The 15,535-nt window shown below is 68.7% G+C and carries 15 protein-coding genes; 2 read left to right on the forward strand and 13 right to left on the reverse strand.

Annotated elements, in window-relative coordinates; genetic code table 11:
* Window position 1: 1 nt before the first annotated feature.
* From FLM21_RS15280 to FLM21_RS15335, 13 genes are all read right to left on the reverse strand, one after another.
* Window positions 2–2,152 (reverse strand): putative baseplate assembly protein, encoded by a 2,151-nt coding sequence (locus FLM21_RS15280; protein WP_148716392.1) that lies wholly within the window; start codon window positions 2,150–2,152, stop codon window positions 2–4.
* Window positions 2,153–2,162: 10 nt separating this feature from the next.
* Window positions 2,163–2,552 (reverse strand): GPW/gp25 family protein, encoded by a 390-nt coding sequence (locus tag FLM21_RS15285; RefSeq protein WP_148716393.1) that lies wholly within the window; start codon window positions 2,550–2,552, stop codon window positions 2,163–2,165.
* Window positions 2,549–4,429, reverse strand: a complete 1,881-nt coding sequence (locus FLM21_RS15290) for a hypothetical protein (RefSeq protein WP_148716394.1) — start codon at window positions 4,427–4,429, stop codon at window positions 2,549–2,551. Before FLM21_RS15290 ends, FLM21_RS15285 begins: the two co-directional genes overlap by 4 nt.
* On the reverse strand, window positions 4,423–5,091 hold the full coding sequence (locus tag FLM21_RS15295; protein WP_148716395.1) for a phage baseplate assembly protein V: 669 nt from the start codon (window positions 5,089–5,091) through the stop codon (window positions 4,423–4,425). The genes FLM21_RS15290 and FLM21_RS15295 overlap by 7 nt, the downstream gene beginning before the upstream one ends.
* The gene (locus tag FLM21_RS15300; protein WP_148716396.1) at window positions 5,088–6,167 is read right to left on the reverse strand and encodes a phage late control D family protein; all 1,080 of its coding nucleotides are present in this window, start codon (window positions 6,165–6,167) and stop codon (window positions 5,088–5,090) included. Before FLM21_RS15300 ends, FLM21_RS15295 begins: the two co-directional genes overlap by 4 nt.
* Before the next feature lie 14 nt (window positions 6,168–6,181).
* The gene (locus tag FLM21_RS20880) at window positions 6,182–6,346 is read right to left on the reverse strand and encodes a hypothetical protein (protein ID WP_187359927.1); all 165 of its coding nucleotides are present in this window, start codon (window positions 6,344–6,346) and stop codon (window positions 6,182–6,184) included.
* A 15-nt stretch (window positions 6,347–6,361) separates the two neighbouring features.
* Window positions 6,362–7,678, reverse strand: a complete 1,317-nt coding sequence (locus FLM21_RS15305; RefSeq protein ID WP_148716397.1) for a CIS tube protein — start codon at window positions 7,676–7,678, stop codon at window positions 6,362–6,364.
* An 8-nt stretch (window positions 7,679–7,686) separates the two neighbouring features.
* Window positions 7,687–8,244, reverse strand: a complete 558-nt coding sequence (locus tag FLM21_RS15310) for a phage tail protein (RefSeq protein WP_187359928.1) — start codon at window positions 8,242–8,244, stop codon at window positions 7,687–7,689.
* Window position 8,245: 1 nt separating this feature from the next.
* On the reverse strand, window positions 8,246–10,273 hold the full coding sequence (locus FLM21_RS15315) for a phage tail sheath subtilisin-like domain-containing protein (protein ID WP_148716398.1): 2,028 nt from the start codon (window positions 10,271–10,273) through the stop codon (window positions 8,246–8,248).
* Between the two features lie 78 nt (window positions 10,274–10,351).
* A complete protein-coding gene (locus tag FLM21_RS15320) occupies window positions 10,352–10,801 on the reverse strand; it encodes a phage tail protein (protein ID WP_148716399.1) in 450 nt (149 codons plus the stop codon).
* A gap of 13 nt (window positions 10,802–10,814) precedes the next feature.
* Complete coding sequence (locus tag FLM21_RS15325) at window positions 10,815–12,680, reverse strand: phage tail sheath family protein (protein WP_148716400.1); 1,866 nt, start codon at window positions 12,678–12,680, stop codon at window positions 10,815–10,817.
* Between the two features lie 70 nt (window positions 12,681–12,750).
* A complete protein-coding gene (locus FLM21_RS15330) occupies window positions 12,751–13,590 on the reverse strand; it encodes a hypothetical protein (RefSeq protein ID WP_148716401.1) in 840 nt (279 codons plus the stop codon).
* On the reverse strand, window positions 13,587–14,180 hold the full coding sequence (locus tag FLM21_RS15335) for a Pvc16 family protein (RefSeq protein WP_148716402.1): 594 nt from the start codon (window positions 14,178–14,180) through the stop codon (window positions 13,587–13,589). The genes FLM21_RS15330 and FLM21_RS15335 overlap by 4 nt, the downstream gene beginning before the upstream one ends.
* A 356-nt stretch (window positions 14,181–14,536) precedes the next feature.
* Between FLM21_RS15335 and FLM21_RS15340 the strand changes: the two genes are divergently transcribed.
* Together FLM21_RS15340 and FLM21_RS15345 are read left to right on the forward strand one after the other, a co-directional pair.
* Window positions 14,537–15,046: an SPOR domain-containing protein gene (locus tag FLM21_RS15340; RefSeq protein WP_148716403.1), complete on the forward strand. Its 510-nt coding sequence runs from the start codon at window positions 14,537–14,539 to the stop codon at window positions 15,044–15,046.
* 12 nt (window positions 15,047–15,058) lie between these two features.
* Window positions 15,059–15,520, forward strand: coding sequence for a hypothetical protein (locus FLM21_RS15345; RefSeq protein WP_148716404.1), 462 nt, complete (start codon window positions 15,059–15,061; stop codon window positions 15,518–15,520).
* Window positions 15,521–15,535 lie beyond the last annotated feature (15 nt).

The following is a 15,535-nucleotide window of genomic DNA, read 5'->3' on the forward strand; positions in this document are numbered from 1 at the left end:
GTCAGCATTCCTCGCGGATGACCGGCAGCGGCAAGGGCAGGCCCTCGGGCGGCACCGGCACCACGCCCTCGCCCGGCGGGGGCAAGGGCAGACCGTCGACCACGGTGATCGCGGTCAGCTCGACCACCTCGTAGCGCTGCAGCACCACGGTGCCGGGTACCCAGCCATCGCCATCCCAACCAGCCACCTCCAATGCTTCCAGGTACTCCACGCCCTCGACCTGCAGGGCTGCGGCCTCCAGTTCCGGCCCGTGCACGCGCCGGCCCAGCGGCCAGCCCTGGCCTTCCGGGCCATAGGGCGGCAGCGGCGCGAGGTACTGGCGCAATACCAGCTCCACCCAGCGGCGTACTGCCTCGATGCCGTAACCCGGCTTGACCTTCAGTGCCACCGACACCGCCACCTGGCGGTAGGTCGGTGGGATCACGTAGAGCTCGGTGGTCACCAGCCGGTGCGCGTCCAGCCACTGGCACACGGCGCGCAGCAAGGTGGCATCGGGCATCGGCGCATTGGGATGCGCTGCATCGGCCTGCGGCCAGACCATCACGCTGACCACGCCAGCCGCCTCAATCTGCGGCGTCTTCGGTGCGAAGCGCGGCAGGCATTCGGTGCGGGCGATCAGCGCACCGGGCGTGGCGGCGGCGATCTCCTTGAAATCGTCCGCCGTCACCGCGCGGCCACGCCGGCGCAATTCGCCGGGGATGCGGGTCAGCGCCGCTTCCAGCGCCTCGGCATCGGCACCACCGCGCGCGGGCAGCGGGTTCTCCGCCTTCACGCCGGCCAAGTCCGCCTTGTTGATCGCGCCCTTGGCCACGTTGCCGGCCACGCCACCGCCCCAGCGATAGCCCCAGCAGCGGATGCGCTCGCCCCATTGCGGCATGCGGCCTCGTAGGCCATCGCCGAAACGCACCAGCCCCGATTCGGCGTCGAGCATGAAATGGCGCGATTCGCGCGTGCTGGCGAAGAAATCGTCGACGCGGCTGTAGCGCAGCCACTGACCACCCTCCTCCACCTCGACCACGATGGCGTCGATCTCGTTGTCCGGCAGCACCGGTGCGTGCGCCAGGCGGAACACCTGTACCGGCTGACCATTGCCGTTGCCGAGGAACTGCGGCGCCGCGGTGCGCGCGTGCTCGACCTCGGTGGTGTTGGCACGCGCCAGCGTGAACCGGCCGAAGGCGCTGCCGTCGCGGCGGAATACCCGCAGCCAGCCCACCAGCCTGTCGGCCAGCTCGTCAGGCAGCGCCGGCGGGTAGTGGCCGGCCCCAGCCAGGTCCGGATCGAAATCGGGGATGGCGAAATCGCCAGCGGCGCGTGGCAACTGCAGGCGCAGCACGCCGGATTGCGTGAGCCCGCGCGTGCTGTCACCCACCACGGAGAGCGATACGTATTGCGGCTCATCGTCCGCCAGCGGGCGGCCGCTCAGCGATTGCCATTGCAGCTGCGGCGGGCTGGCGACGAAACCGAGGCCGGGGCACGGGTCGATCTCGGCCATGCCGCCCGCCGGCAGATCCGCCTCGAAGCCGAGATTGACGATGGCGCCGGGCAGCCTGGCCGGGTCGAACCCGTCCTCGCTCAGCACGGCCAACCAGATCATGCCATCCACCGTCTCGCCAAAATCGAGCGCCTCGCCTTCCACCAGGAGCCGCGTTTCGAAGTAGCTGCGTGGCCGCTCGGCCAGGGCTGCTGGCAAGGCATCAAGCGTGCGCTCGGCGTAAGCGTGGGCTTCCGGATCGGCGGCCGGGTCCGGGGCGCTGGTGGCGATGCGGGCAACGGCCTGCACCGACAGCGGCCAGGCCGTGAGCTCGGTCAGGGTCTGGAATTCGAGCTTGCCGGCACGCGCCAGCGTCTTTTGCGGCACCGGCACCCCGGCAGGCTTGTCGGTGGTCAGCGCCAGCAAGGCGCGCGCGGCCTGGGCCGGGCGCAGCGGGATCTGCAGCAGCCGCAGGAATTCGAGGTAGGTGGCCTCGGGAATCTGGTTGAAGCGGTACAGCAGGCTCTCGGCCTGGAAGGCGAACAATTCCAGCAATGTAATGCCCGGATCGCTCTCGTTGTGGTCGGTCCAGGCCGGGTTGTAGACGGGAATGCGCGCCTTGAGCTCGCTGGCAAGCTGGGCGTAGTTGCGATCATCGAGGATGGGGCTGGGCAATGGCATGGTGCTTCCCCTAAGCCAGGTAGAACGGGTAGACGAGGTTGTCGCGGCGGCCGTCACGCAGGTGGCTGTAGTTCACCTGTACCAGCACCAGCGATGGATCGCGGCCGGGCGTGACCGTCACCTCGGTGACGGCAATGCGCGGCTCCCAGCGCTTGAGACTGCGCTCCACCTCACGCTGGATCTGCGCGCGGGTGACGGCGCTGTTGGGCTGCATCAGGAAGCGCCGCAGGCCGCAGCCGTAGTCGGGCAGCATCAGCCGCTCGCCCGGTTCGGTATCGAGCAGGATGGCGATGGACTGGCGCACCTTTTCCGGCCCCTCGGCCTGCGGCAGCCGGCCGGTTTCGTCCGGGGACAGGGGTAAGGCCAGGCCGGCGCCCAGCACCATGCGGCTCGTGCTCATGCGTATTCCCCGGTGGTCGGCAGATGCCGCTCGAACTTCCATTGCGAGATGCGGCGCGGTTCGAACTTGAGCCGGCCGGTCAGATCGAGCCGGCTGCCGTTCTCGCTCGCTTCGTCCGGTTCGGGCGCGAGCCGGGCCTGCTCGTGCAGCACGCCGGCAAGGCCGATCAGCGGCCCCATCGCCAGCTTGGCATCCATGTCGTCGCGCACCTTGATCGCCTCGGCGGTATGCAGCGGATTGGGCACGCCCGGTACCAGTTCGCGCGGGTGGCCGGCGGCTTCGGCAATGGCATGCGGCAGCGATTGCGGCTGGTTGTCGCCGGCCACGGCGAGCAGCTCGGCGCGTACGTCGTCGCCGTCGTAGGTGACGCCGCCGAATTCGAAGGTCGCCGCCTCGACATCGATGGACAGCTGGCCATCGATGCCCACCGCCGGCGGGATCGCCGACAGCTCGGCCAGCATGCCGCCCTCGAACTTGAAGCTCGGCAGGATGCAGAACTTGAACGCCAGCAGGAACCACAGCTGGAAGATGAACACCACGATGGGCAGGAAGATGCTGAGCACGAACAGCGCGACGATGGTGATCAGCGGGATCGAGAAATGGCAGATCTGCCCCGGCCCCATGCTGCCGCCGCTGACGGCGCCACCTTCCACCTGCGGCGTCAGCGCCTGCGGCTGCACGAACTTGATCGGCGAGAGCTGGCCGATCGGCCGCGCCAGCGCCTGTGCTGCCAGTTCCGCCAGGTTGGGCATCTGGATGGTGACAGGCCGGTTGGCGCTGCCCACGGTGTCGAACTGCGGTGCCAGTCGATATGGCGGCGTTGCTTCGCTCCAGGTCAGCGCACCATCGCAATCGGGCGCGCGCACATTGAGCCCCGCCATCGGGCAGCAGCAATCGTGGCGACGGAAGAAGGTGCGGATCTCGTAGAGGCTGCGCTCGTCGAAGCGCGCATCACCGGCGTTGGTGGTCTCGAAGGCCGAGGTCGGGACCACGCCGAAATACAGCGCGCGCCCGCTCGCCGAGTGATCGGTGATCTTGGGATCGGCGAACACCCGGTAGAGCGGGAACCAGGCCTCGGTGAGCTGCTGCGGTGTTTCTTCCACCAGCTGCCAGCGCCCCACGCCCTTGTGTGCGCCGGGCACCCAGCCCTCCACGTAATCGGCGATGCCGTTGGCGTGCTGCCAATCCGCGATGGCCTGACGGCGGGTGTCGACCTCCGCGAGCGCCGCGTCGTGTTTGGCATCGAACTCGCCGCGGCTCCTGAGCCGGGCATTGCGCGCGGCGCGCGCCTTGGCGGCGTTGGGCCGCACCGGGATGGTTTCGTCGAGATCGGCCAGCACCGCCTGCGCGGCGATCAGGTCGCGCAGCAATCGGGTACCTTCGCTGGAAAGCGCCTGGGGCACCGCCAGCCGCCGCCGCCGCACCACGAAGCCGGCCTGGCAAATTTCGCTGGCCGGCACCGAAGGCAGGCCGTGGGTGTCGCAATGCAGCTCGCACACCACCATGTAGTGCCGTGCATGCGCCGGCAGGAACAGCTTGCGCGTGCTGGTAGGCACCAGCTTGGTCTGGCGCAGGTCGGTCGCCGCATCGCCCGGCTGCGCCGGCGAGCCATCGGAGCGGGTCGGGAAGAAGGCAGCCAGCCGGCCCGGCAGCCGGCCTTCGGTGACCTGCACGTAGTCGATGTTGTAAATGACGTCGTCGTTGTCGAACACCAGCGAGTGCTGCGGATCGCGGATGAACTCGTTGACGAAGTCATCGGAGGCAAACTTCTGGATGGCTGGCTTCAGGTGCTGCTTGCCGGATGCGGGCACGCCCGCCTTGTCCCAGCGGTACCAGGGCGCGGTGATCAGCCAGGGATGGTGGACGGTGGCTACCATACGTTGCCCGCCCCGGGGGTATAGCTCGGCGACACGACGGACTGGGTGATCAGCGTCTGGCACGTCACCGTGCCATCGCAGGTCACCATCGGCGCGTGCACGTTCACGGCGCTGGCATTGACCTCCACCGTGGCATTGGCGGTGATCGTCACCTGCCCGGCGATGTTCATTTCGATCTTGCAGCCATTCGAATGCTGTAGCGTCACCTGCTGCGCCGCATCGTCCAGCACCAGCTGGTGGCCGCTCTCCATCGATACGGTCACCTTGGCCGCGCCGTCGGTGTCGTCGAACTCTAGCAGGCTGCCACTGCGTGTCTTCAAGAGCCGCTTGTTGTTGGCCGCCTGTGGTGCTTCGGGCAACGCTTCCTTGCCGTTCCACACCGCGCCGACGATGTAGGGCCGCTCCAGCACGCCCGCTTCGAAGGCGACGATGACCTCGGTATCGACCGAGGGCAGGATTTCCCAGCCCTGGTCGTCGTCGGCGTAGAGCGTCACCAGTCGCGCCCAGGCCTTCACATCCGCGCCGGCATCACCCAGCCAGGGAAAGCTGACCTGGATGCGGCCGACGTTCTCCGGATCGACGATGTCGAGAACGATGGCCGGATAGAGGCCGAACAGCCGCTTGCCGGGAAAGCCGCCATCGAAGCGATCGAAATCGATCATGCGGCCTCCAGCGTGGCGCGTTCGGCCTCGAACAGCGTGCGATGGCCATCGACCAGGTCGTAGCTGTGGCGTACCCGGGTCACGTAGTAACCGGTGCCGTCGAACGGTGGGGCCACCCGCTGCAGCGAGACCTTGCTGCCCACCATCAACTGCGGCGTGCCGTTGGTGATCGCCCGCACCCGCACAAAACCACGCGCCCGGCGCAGCATCTCCGCCTTGGCCCAGGCCCGCGCCGATTCGGCATCGTGCGGCACCTCGCGGGTGCGCCAGCTCGGGTAGTCGCCGAGCCCGGCCAGCGCCTCGCTGCCCAGGCGCCCCTGCGGCGCCTCGCCACGCACGGCGGTATCGGCTGCCTCCTCGTCGATGCCATCACGCTCGGCCACGTCGTAGCCCGCCACATGCACGGCAGCGCGCTGGTGCGCGAGATCGGCACGCACGTCGAGCTGCAGGATGTCGGCGCCGTTGACCAGTTCGACCTCGGTGCCACCACGCTTGTCACGCGTCTTGAAGCCCAGCTTGCCATCCGCCACCCAGACCTCGGCCGCCATGAGCCGCGCCCGCTCGCGCAGGAAGGCAAGATCGCTCTGGTTGAACTGCTGCACCACCGCATAGGTGGGACCGTCGCAATCGACATCGGGGGTCAGGCCGTGCTCGCTGGCGATGGCCCGGGCAATGTCGGCATCGCTGACCTGCTCCCAGGTCTTGCAGCAGTGGGTGTGGCGCAACGCGGCCAGCGCATCCTCGGCGTAGATCAGCGCCTCGGGCTCCACGCCCTCGCGATAGCTCGCCTCGATGGCACTGATCTTGCCGTCGAACACTGTGCAGGCACTGCCCTCCGGGCCGAGCGTCACTTCCAGCCGCAGGCCGAAATCGAACAGCGCGCCATCGAGATAGAGCAGTGCCTCGCCATCCTCGCCCTGCTTCGGCCCCCAGGCATTGAAACGTGCCACCAGCCGCTTCATGCCCTGGCCGTCCTCATCGATTTCGAGTCGCTTCAAGTCAAGCGACAGCGCCGCCTGCCGGGTGCCGGCGACGGTGAAGGTGGGCGTATTGGCCTGGAACAGGACGAGGGGCATGGCGTGGTTCCGGGCTAGTCGTCGTTGCCCCAGGCAGCGGTGCGCGCCGCCGCCTCCTCGGCCCGCTCCGCCTCGCGGCGCCAGGCCTCGGCCCGTTGCCACGGCTGCACCGTCTTGGGCTCTACCCCGGCGCCTTGCACCGAGACCTGGGTATCGACTTCATCGATGAGGACGGGCATGTGGTGTTGCTCCGGTCAGTGGCAGCCACAACCGCAATCGCCGGGATGACCGGGGCGGCTGACGCCAGCCCCCGTCGCCGCGGCTTGCGGCAGCGCCTGCCAGGCAGGCTGGGTGGGATTGGTCGAGGTCGGCGGCAGGCTGTCGCTGCGTTGTGCGGCCTGGCCGGTCAACAGGTTGGCGCGGGTTTCGACTGCGCCGCCGACCCGGTCGCGCAGTGGCACGTTGGCGCCGAAGCTGGTGGCGCGCGGATCGGCCCGCAGGCCGAATACCTGGTTACGGCTGCCGCTGGTGGCGGCAAGCTCGGCGATCGGATTGCCCTGGGCCTGCGCCTGGACCGCTGCACCGGCGAACGCTTGGCGCGCGGCGCGGCTGGCGGTGCCGGCAACTTCGGTCTGCAAGGTGACGGTACCGACGCCGACGCCGCCGGCCTGTGCCAGCGCGGTGCCCTGCGCGATGACCGCGCGCGCATCGTTGCCACTGCCGGCCAGGCCGAGCCGGCTAGCGGTGTCGCCCGCCGCCGCCGCGGCCGGGCGGCTGGCGAGGCCCTGCCCCGCCACCTTGGCAAGGCCGATCTCGGTGCCGGCAGCAAGGCGCAGCGGATCGGTCACACCGGCGGCCAGTGCGCGCCAGGCTGTCGGATCGAGCCCCTGGCGTTGGGCGAACTGCACCAGGCTTTCGCCATCGAGCGCACGCGCCACCGCGCTGTTCAGCTCGGAGATGGCGCCGTTCATGCCGGACAGCGCGTTGGACAGCGGATTGTTGGCCAGCCGCCCCAGCGCGTCGCTCAGCGCACCGCCGATGCCCGGCAGGTCCGGCGTGGCGGCGCCGGGCGCCGGAGCGCCGGCAGTATCGATGGCGCCGGGGCCGGAACGCTGGAACTGGTAGTTCGGGTCCTGCGCCTTGATGGTGAGGCCGACCTTGGCCCGCAGCGGCGTGCCATCGGCGGCGAAATGGTCGAGATCGAGGTTGAAGCTTTCAACGAGGCCGTCGAGCTGCAACTGCGCCCATTCGAAACGCACCCGCGGCGGCTGCTCCTCGCCTTCCTTGGGCTTGATGAAGTACTCGATCTTGCGCGTGCGCTCGAACACCGGCACCGGGTTGTCGCTGTCGCCTTCGTCGGCGCTGTCGAACACCAGCTCCAGCGTAAGCGTGGTCGAGCCGGTTCCGACATACTGGCGCGGCTGGCGCCCGCTCTGCTGGCCGCCTTCGCTACGGTTGGCGATCGCCATGCGCATGGAGGTGGGGTTGAACTGCACCGGAATGCGCTCGCCCATCTCCCGGGCATTTTCACCGGTGGAAATCTCGACGAGGAAGGCTTTCTTCAGTTCCATGGTCGCCCCTATTCCAGCCTCAGCCCTTCATGGGCCAGCTGGAGCTCCTCGATGGCAATCTCGCCGGTCTTGGCATTGAGCTCCGGCCCGCGCACCTTGAGCGGCAGCGCACGCTCGAAGCTCCAGGTGGCGACCACGTCGTTGCCGTTGGCCGCCAAAACCTCGATCACACCGTCGAAGCGCGGGATCGGCCGCCGGCCGGATACCACGGCCTGCAGCCATTGCCACAGTTCCTTCTGCAGCTCACCGCCTTCCGGGTGGAACATGCCGCGCTTCATGGTGATGGGGCTGTAGCGGGCACGCCCGGCGCGACGGATCACGCCATCGTTGCGGCCGCCCTCGTTGTACTCGGCCACGTCCATGCTGATTTCCAGCCCACTGATTTCCTGGAAGGCGCCATCGGGCGCACGGATCTCGTCGCCGCCACCGGCAGCCGGCGGCGCATCGAGCGCGGGCTCCAGCTCGCCGCTGGCCGGTGTCGGCACGGCGCCCGACACCGCCTCGGGGCTCGGCGAGAGCCGCACGCGGAAGCGGTAGCTGCGGACGAACAGCAGGTCGTCGGCCATCTCAGTCCTCCAGCGTCAGCGTGCCGTCACCATCGCGGGTGAGGCGCAACACGATGAATTCCAGCGGCTCGGCCGGGCAGACGCCGATCTCCATCAGGAGCTCGCCGTTGTCGACGCGATACGGCGGATTGAGCACGTCGTCACAGCGCACGAAGAAGGCCTGTGCCTCGGTGGCACCGCGCAATGCGCCCAGCCGGTACAGCCGGCGCAGCAGTACGATCACCAGGTGGCTCAGCTCGCTGCGCAACGCTGCGCCGTTCGGCTCGAACACCGCCCACTGCATCTGTCGCTCCAGCACGCGGCGCAGCATCAGCATCAGCCGCCGCACCGAGAGCTGGCGCCACTCGGGCTCGGTGGAGAGCGTGCGCGCTGCCGACAAGGTCACGCCGGCCGGCGCCTGCAGGAACACGTTGATGTGCGCCTGGTGCAGCGTGGCGTGCTCTGCCGGCGAAACCCTGGCATCGACCTTTACCGCATCCAGCACCACCTCGTTGGCCGGTCCCACCTGCACGCCCAGCCGCAGCTCGCGGGCAGCGATCACCCCGGCCGCCACCGCCGAGGGCGGCACCCGCACCAGTGCGTCGCGCGCGTCATCGCTGCGCGCGACCGAGGGCCACGGGTGATAGGCGGCGGCAAAGGCAGTGGCGAAATGGCTGCGCCAGGCGACGATCTGCGGCACGGTCAGCCCCGGCGGCACATCGAGCAGGGCGATGTGTTCGCGCGTGGTCATCGCGAACTCCACCACCTGTTGCTGCAGCGCCACGATTTGCGCCAGGTCGCCAGGCAGGCCCGGATCGAGCACCAGTCCGGCCAGCGCATCGGCCAGGTCGCCCTGCTCGGGCGGTGGTGGCAACACCAGGCAATCGGCGAACTCCGGGCCGGCGAGTGACTCCTCGAACACGGTATCCACCGGCGGCAAGGCGCGCGGCTGGTACAGGTCGGGTACGCAAAGCTGGGTGACGTCGGCAATGTGGTACAACGTGTAGATGCCGGCAAAACGCGCCTCGTCCGCCAGCGGATCCCAGCCGGCATCGAAGAAATCGGCGTGCACCAGATCGGGCCAGCGATCCTCGCCGCCCTGGAACGCACCGCTGCTGGCCGGTGCCAGCGTGGCATCGAGCGGCGCGATCCGCGTGCCGGCCCAATCCCAGCCGGGCCAGGCCAGCGTCGATTGCTGGGCGATCACGGTGCCGAGCCAGCGCGGGTGCTCCACCGACAAGCCGAGCGCGACGAAGCGCTCGTGGCGGCCAGCACCATCGCCGAGGCTCAGTTCGCCCTCCACCTGCTCGATCGCGACCAGTTGCTCCCGCGCGAACACGCCGCCGCCTGCGCCGGGCAGCGCAGCCGACAACGTGGCGACACGCACGCGCCGTGGCTGCTGCGCGTCGCCGACGGTGGCGATGCTGTCCACCCAGCGCAGGTGGCGGGTGCCGTCGGACAGGCGCAACCGCAGCAGTGCGCCGATCATCAGGGTGCTGCCGGTAGCGAGCTGCAGCGTGGTGTCGGTCAGCGCACTGGCTTGGCAAGGCGTGGCCTTGAACGCGAGCGCCAGCACGAGACCATTGCCCCAGCTGCCTTCGTTGCGCGCGCTGAACGCAAGCGGCGCGGCAAGGCCGATGAGCTCGCCGCTCGCCACACCGCTGGCCTCGGCTGGGCCACCGTAGTCGTGGACGATGCGCACGATATAGGCACGCGCGCCGCCCTGCTCGAAAAAGCTCGCCACCGCATAAGGCAACAACCCCGGCCCTTCGAAGCCGCCGAACAACGCGCGGTATTCGTCGAAGCCCTCGACCGGCACCGCCACGCTGCGCAGCCGCGGCCGGTCCGGATCGCACATCGTCCAGTCGGCGGCATGCGCAGCCGTCTCGTCGGTGAGCGGCACGCGGCACGGCCCGCGCGGCGCCACGCCGACGAAGGCGCAGACGTCGAGCCGCTCGCCGGTGAGCCGCCGCACCGGCTCGGGCGGCAGCGTGTAGACGCCGGGGGCGCCACGTGCAATGCGGTCGAGTACGGCATCGAGCGCGGGCATGGCGCGGCTACCCGGCCAGCCCGGCGTGGGCCGGGCGGCAACGGTCGACGGGAACGAGACGCTTCATGGCGGCGGGCCTCAGGCGTACTCGATGCCTTCGTGGGCGAGCTGGATCTCCTCCATCGCCACCTCGCCACCGCCCTTGGCGGCCAGCGTCGGCCCGGTCCACTTCTTGATCTGCGCATTGCGCAGCGAGAAGGTGGCCACCGGCTGGCGGGCTTCATCGAGCAGCGTGATCGTCACCGTGCGCGGCTCGTACTGGCCCTCTCGCACCCGCTTGTACCACTCGAACAGATCAAGCGATCCCAAGAGGCCGCGCTTGAGCGTCACATCGTCGTTCTTGAAGGTGTTGGCGATCTTGCGCACCGTGTTCACCGGCTCGTTGCCATTGCGGTATTCCGAGTAGTTGATCTCGGACCCGAGGCCGCTGACGTCGGAGAAGCCGCCGACCACACTGGCCTCGTCGGAACCGCCGAGCGAGACCAGGTAATTGAAGGCGCCATAGGGGTTGTTGCGGAACGTAGCCATGGTTTACGTCTCCTTATTGCTTGGCATCGGCCGTCCACTGGCCGACGCGGAAGATGACGAATTCGGCAGGCTTCACCGGGGCGACGCCGACCAGGCAGATCAGCCGGCCGTTATCGAGGTCGTTCTGCGCCATGGTGGTGCGGTCGCAGCGCACGAAATAGGCTTCCTCGGGCTTGGCGCCGAGCAGCGCGCCGTCGCGCCACATGATGTAGAGGAAGTCCTCGACCATGCGCCGCACGTTGGCCCACAACCGCTCGTTGTTCGGCTCGAACACCGCCCACTGGCTGCCCTTGTCGATGCTGTGCTCCAGGTAGATGAACAGCCGGCGCACGTTGACGTATTTCCATTCCGGGTCCGAGCTCATGGTGCGTGCGCCCCATACCCGGCTGCCGCGGCCTTCGAAGAAGCGCAGCGCGTTGATGCCTTCGGGATTGAGCACGTCCTGGCGTGGCTTGTTGATGTTGGCCTCGAAGCGGGTGAGGCCCAGCACCACCTCGTTGGCCGGCGCCTTGTGCACGCCGCGCTCGATGTCGCTGCGCGCGTAGATGCCGGTGACGAAGCCGGACGGTGGCAGCAATAACCGGCGCTGCGGCGCGCCCTGGCTGGGCCGCTCGTTCGGGTCGAGGATTTCGATCCACGGGTGATAGAGCGCGGCATACTTGCTGTCGAAGCGACCGCGGAAATCGCGCACCTCGTTCAGCGACGAGCCCTCGGGCGCATCGACCACGGCGATGCGGTAGCGGCAGTTGGTGGCATGGGCAATCAGCGCATCGGCACCAGCGGCCACGTCGTCCGGCCCGCCGAGCGCGACCGCATCGGGCAACGCAACGATGGCGATGTCGTCGACCTCCGCCAACGCTTCAAGGCCGGTGGCCTTGATCTCGACGTTGTCCGGGTCGGCCGGCTCACCGGCGAGGTCGCTGGCAACCAGCGTGTCGCCATCGGTGCCGCCATCAAGCCGCGGTGTGGCATTGGCCTGCAGCGCGATGGCGAGGCGCGCTGCAACGAAGCCCGGCACCGCGATGCCGGCCTGTTCCGGGTCCCATTCCAGCCACACCGTGCTGTTCTCGTCCTCGGGATCGTCCTTCTGCAGGATCTTGCCGATGTAGCGCTTCTGCAGTGGCGAGAAGCCCAGCTCATTGGCCACGTCGATACGCTCGTCGTCCACCGCGACGATCACCCGGGCTTCGATCAGCTGCGCCCCTGCGCCTGCCGGGATATCGACCACGTTGCCGTCACGATCGGTAAAGGTCTGCTTGCCCTCGAGATCCACCGACACCACGCGCAGCGCGGTATCGACCAGCGGCGCGTTGCCCACCGGGATGGGATCGCCAGCCGGCACGATCTCGATCACCGCGCCCGCCTTGGCGCGCTTCACCTGCACATCGCCCTCGTCGTCGACGAAAGCGAGATTCTTGCTGCGCACGATCTCGGTCCGCACGTGTACTTCGCCCGCCAGACCCGGCCAGCGCGCGCGCCAAGTGGTGATCACGCCGGCGACCACCGTCACATCGCGGCTGGCGCAACCGTCATAGGTGTATTCGCCCGCGTCGATGCCGTCGTTGCTCTGCACGTAAACGCGCGAGATGTAGAGCCGCCGCCCGCCGTTCTGGAAGAACGCCCGTACCGCGTGCGCCAGATAGTTGGTGCGCTCGTCCCCGCCCGGCGCCACATCCTCCAGCCCGCCGTAGACGCGCTCGAACTCGGTGTAGCTGGTGACCAGGCGCGGATCACTCGATTTGGGCGCGCCGGGGTAATAAACCGGGCCGTAGCGGGTGAAGCCGGCAAAACCGGTGGTGGACGTCGGCACGCCTTCCAGCGACTTGGCGCGGAAGCTGACCTCTTCGACGTAGACGCCGGGGGCAAGATATTCAGGCATCGCTTTCTCCTTTCACACAGACGGGCCAGCGGCCCTCGCATTGCAAAGGGGCTGGGCCCCGGCTCTTCGTTCAGAACTCGAAATCGGCGATGCCCCGGGCCAGCAGCCCCAGTCGCAACGTCATCACCCGGCTGGCCACTGCGGCATAGCCCGGCGGCAGGGCGGCGCCGGTCAATACGTCGTCGCCCGCAGCCCAGCTGGCAGGCGTTTCCAGCGGCACGTCCCACAGCGGGTCGCGCGCCGGCAGGTCCGGGTCGGGCGGATCGGCCTCCGCCGGGGCAAATACGGTGATGCGAACCTGCATGCCAGGCTGGGTGCCGGGCTGCGTGGCCGACGGGGGTAGCAGCAGCACGAATTCGCCGCGATCGTCGCCACTGGCGCGGGCAATGATGTTTGCCAAGCCCAGGTCCGCCTGTGCCGCCGGGATGCTGGCCACCACGCGCACCCAGCGCGCGGCGCGGCGCGGCGCATCTCCCGCCGGATTGCGGAACACGTGGGCCCTGAGACCAGTGGCCGTGTTGGACAGCGGATACGCAGCCCCCGGATACAGCCAGGGGCGGACAATGCGGGCGCCCGGCAAGGCGGCTTCGGCCGCGGCCTGCGTCGGCAGCGTGAGCGCCAGACGCCGCGGCACGAAGGCGCGATGCGGCTGCGGCAGGCTGTAGCGCCCATCGGATGTGGCCGATACGCGCAGCACCAGCGGCTGCGGCGCCGCAGCGAGGTCCGCGCGGTACAGCAACGCATAGCGATTGCTCGGCAGGCGCGAGATCGGCGGCCGGCGGGCCGGTGCCACTTCGTCCAGGCCGAGGTGGATGGGCATCAGCACCGGCTGGCCACTGGCGGCGTCGACCAGCTCGATGCCGGCGGCGAGGCGCCGCGTCTGGCTGACGAAGCCGGTCGGCGCGTTCATGCGGCAAGCTCCGGCTTGGCGCCGATGGTGGCCGTCACCACGTCGGGCTCGCGGGTGATCGGCGCGCCGTCGATGCAGACCACGCGGGCGATATAGGGCACGGACAGGCGGTAATCGATCGGCAGCGAATCGAAGATGCGCATCAGCGATTCGGTATCGACCTCCTCCAGCACCAGATGCAGCGCCTCGGTGGGCGACCAGTCGGCGGCCCCGGCCAGCAAGGGGCCGGAGACGATGGGCGTCTCTTCGATGGCCTGCATGGCGCGGCCGAGGATGCGGTGCTCGTTTTCAGCCGCATCGGCCCAGGCCGTGAGCAGGAAGTGCAGGTCGAGCGCGAGGTGGGAACGGCCATCGGCCACGCCAACCGCGGACCAGGCGGCGCGCATGGTCTTGTTGAAATCGACGCGGTAGAGGTAGATGGTGAGCGCCGGGCGCTGGACGAAATTGCCCATGTTCGCCGGGTCCAGATCCTCGGTACGGGCAATCGCCACGTTGGTGGCCTGCGCCAGCGGCTGCTGCTCGGCAAAACGGATCTGCAGCAGCCGCTGAATGCTGCGCCCCGCTGCCGATACGCTGGCAAATCCGCCCATGCCTGCCCCCTGCGTTTGCTGCCGGCCCGCTGCCGGCGACGCTTCAGTTGACAGCAATCTGCATACCAGCTTTCAAAAAACAGATATTTCCCTTGTTATTCAAGGAGATTCCGCAAGCCTGCGGACAACTGCCGTGGCTGAAATCCATGACTGTGACAGCGGGTGTGACACTCGCCAATGCGTGCGTGACAATGCACACCATCCGCTGTGACAACCCAGCCGATCGTGCACCGCGCTTTGCCACAGCGAACCCCGTCGCTTGGGGCCTGGCCGGTGTATCGCTGCTGTCACACCCACCGTGGCACGATGACGCCGTGCTATAAACGGGTTTTCCCGCCGCTGCCGGATCACTCCCCATGAAGAAGCTGCTGTTCGTCGTCCTGATCCTGCTGTTCGGCGTGCTGATGTTTGCCGCCGGCACGCTGGCCCCGACGTCGATCAAGGGCAAGGTCGAGGCGGCCGCCAGCCATCTACCCGGCCTCAAGCCCGCCGTAAAGGCCGGCAAGGTGTCCACGCCCGCTGCCAAGCCTGCGGCCGATGCGGCCAGCGGCATCGCCGAGGTGCAGGCCGAAGCACTGAACCTGCCTGCACCGCTACCGGACAAGGGGGACTATGCGCTGCTCGCCGGGCAATTCAGCACGCTGGCGCCGGCCCAGTCGCTGGCCGCGAGCGCCGGGGAAGCCCGGCTCGTGACCACCCTGCTGCAAGCCGTCGAGCACGATGGCACCCGCTGGTTCATGGTGGCCGTCGGCAAGTATGGTGACCTTGATGCGGCGCGCACCGCCCGCCCCGCCGTGGCCCGGTCGCTCGGCCTGACCAATGCCCCGCCGGTGATCCTGCTGCCGGCACCATCGAAGAAGGGCTGAGCGGAGGGCGCCATGACGCTGGCCGATTTCCCCGCGCTGCTCGGCTGCCAGGCAGGCGAACCCTGGTCGGTGCATGTCAGCTGGAGCACGGTGCCGCCCAAGGACTGGGTCACTGCCCGCAACCAGCTGAAGCCGGGCGACCTGCGCCTGTTGCTGAGCGTGAACCGGTCAGGCTGGCATGCCGAGCTGGCGCCGCACGACGACAGCTTCCGGGTGCAATGGCGCGACAGTGGCATCAGCGTGGAATCGCAGCAGCTGCGCTATCGCAAGCTGCTGCCATGGCCGGCGCTTGCCTCGCCCGCCGATACGCCGACGCTGGTCACACAGCTGGCCACCCTGCTCGACCGCAACTTCGTCCGCCATGCCAATCTGGAGGGAGCGCTCGCCGCCCAACTGCTCGTGCCTGGCTTTGACGATGCGGCGCTGCGACGCTGGCTCGCCCCATCCGCCGACGCTTGGGGTGTGTTCGACTGAGTTTTACCGCCCGCG

The organism is Chitinolyticbacter meiyuanensis, from assembly GCF_008033135.1.
Lineage (GTDB): Bacteria > Pseudomonadota > Gammaproteobacteria > Burkholderiales > Chitinibacteraceae > Chitinolyticbacter > Chitinolyticbacter meiyuanensis.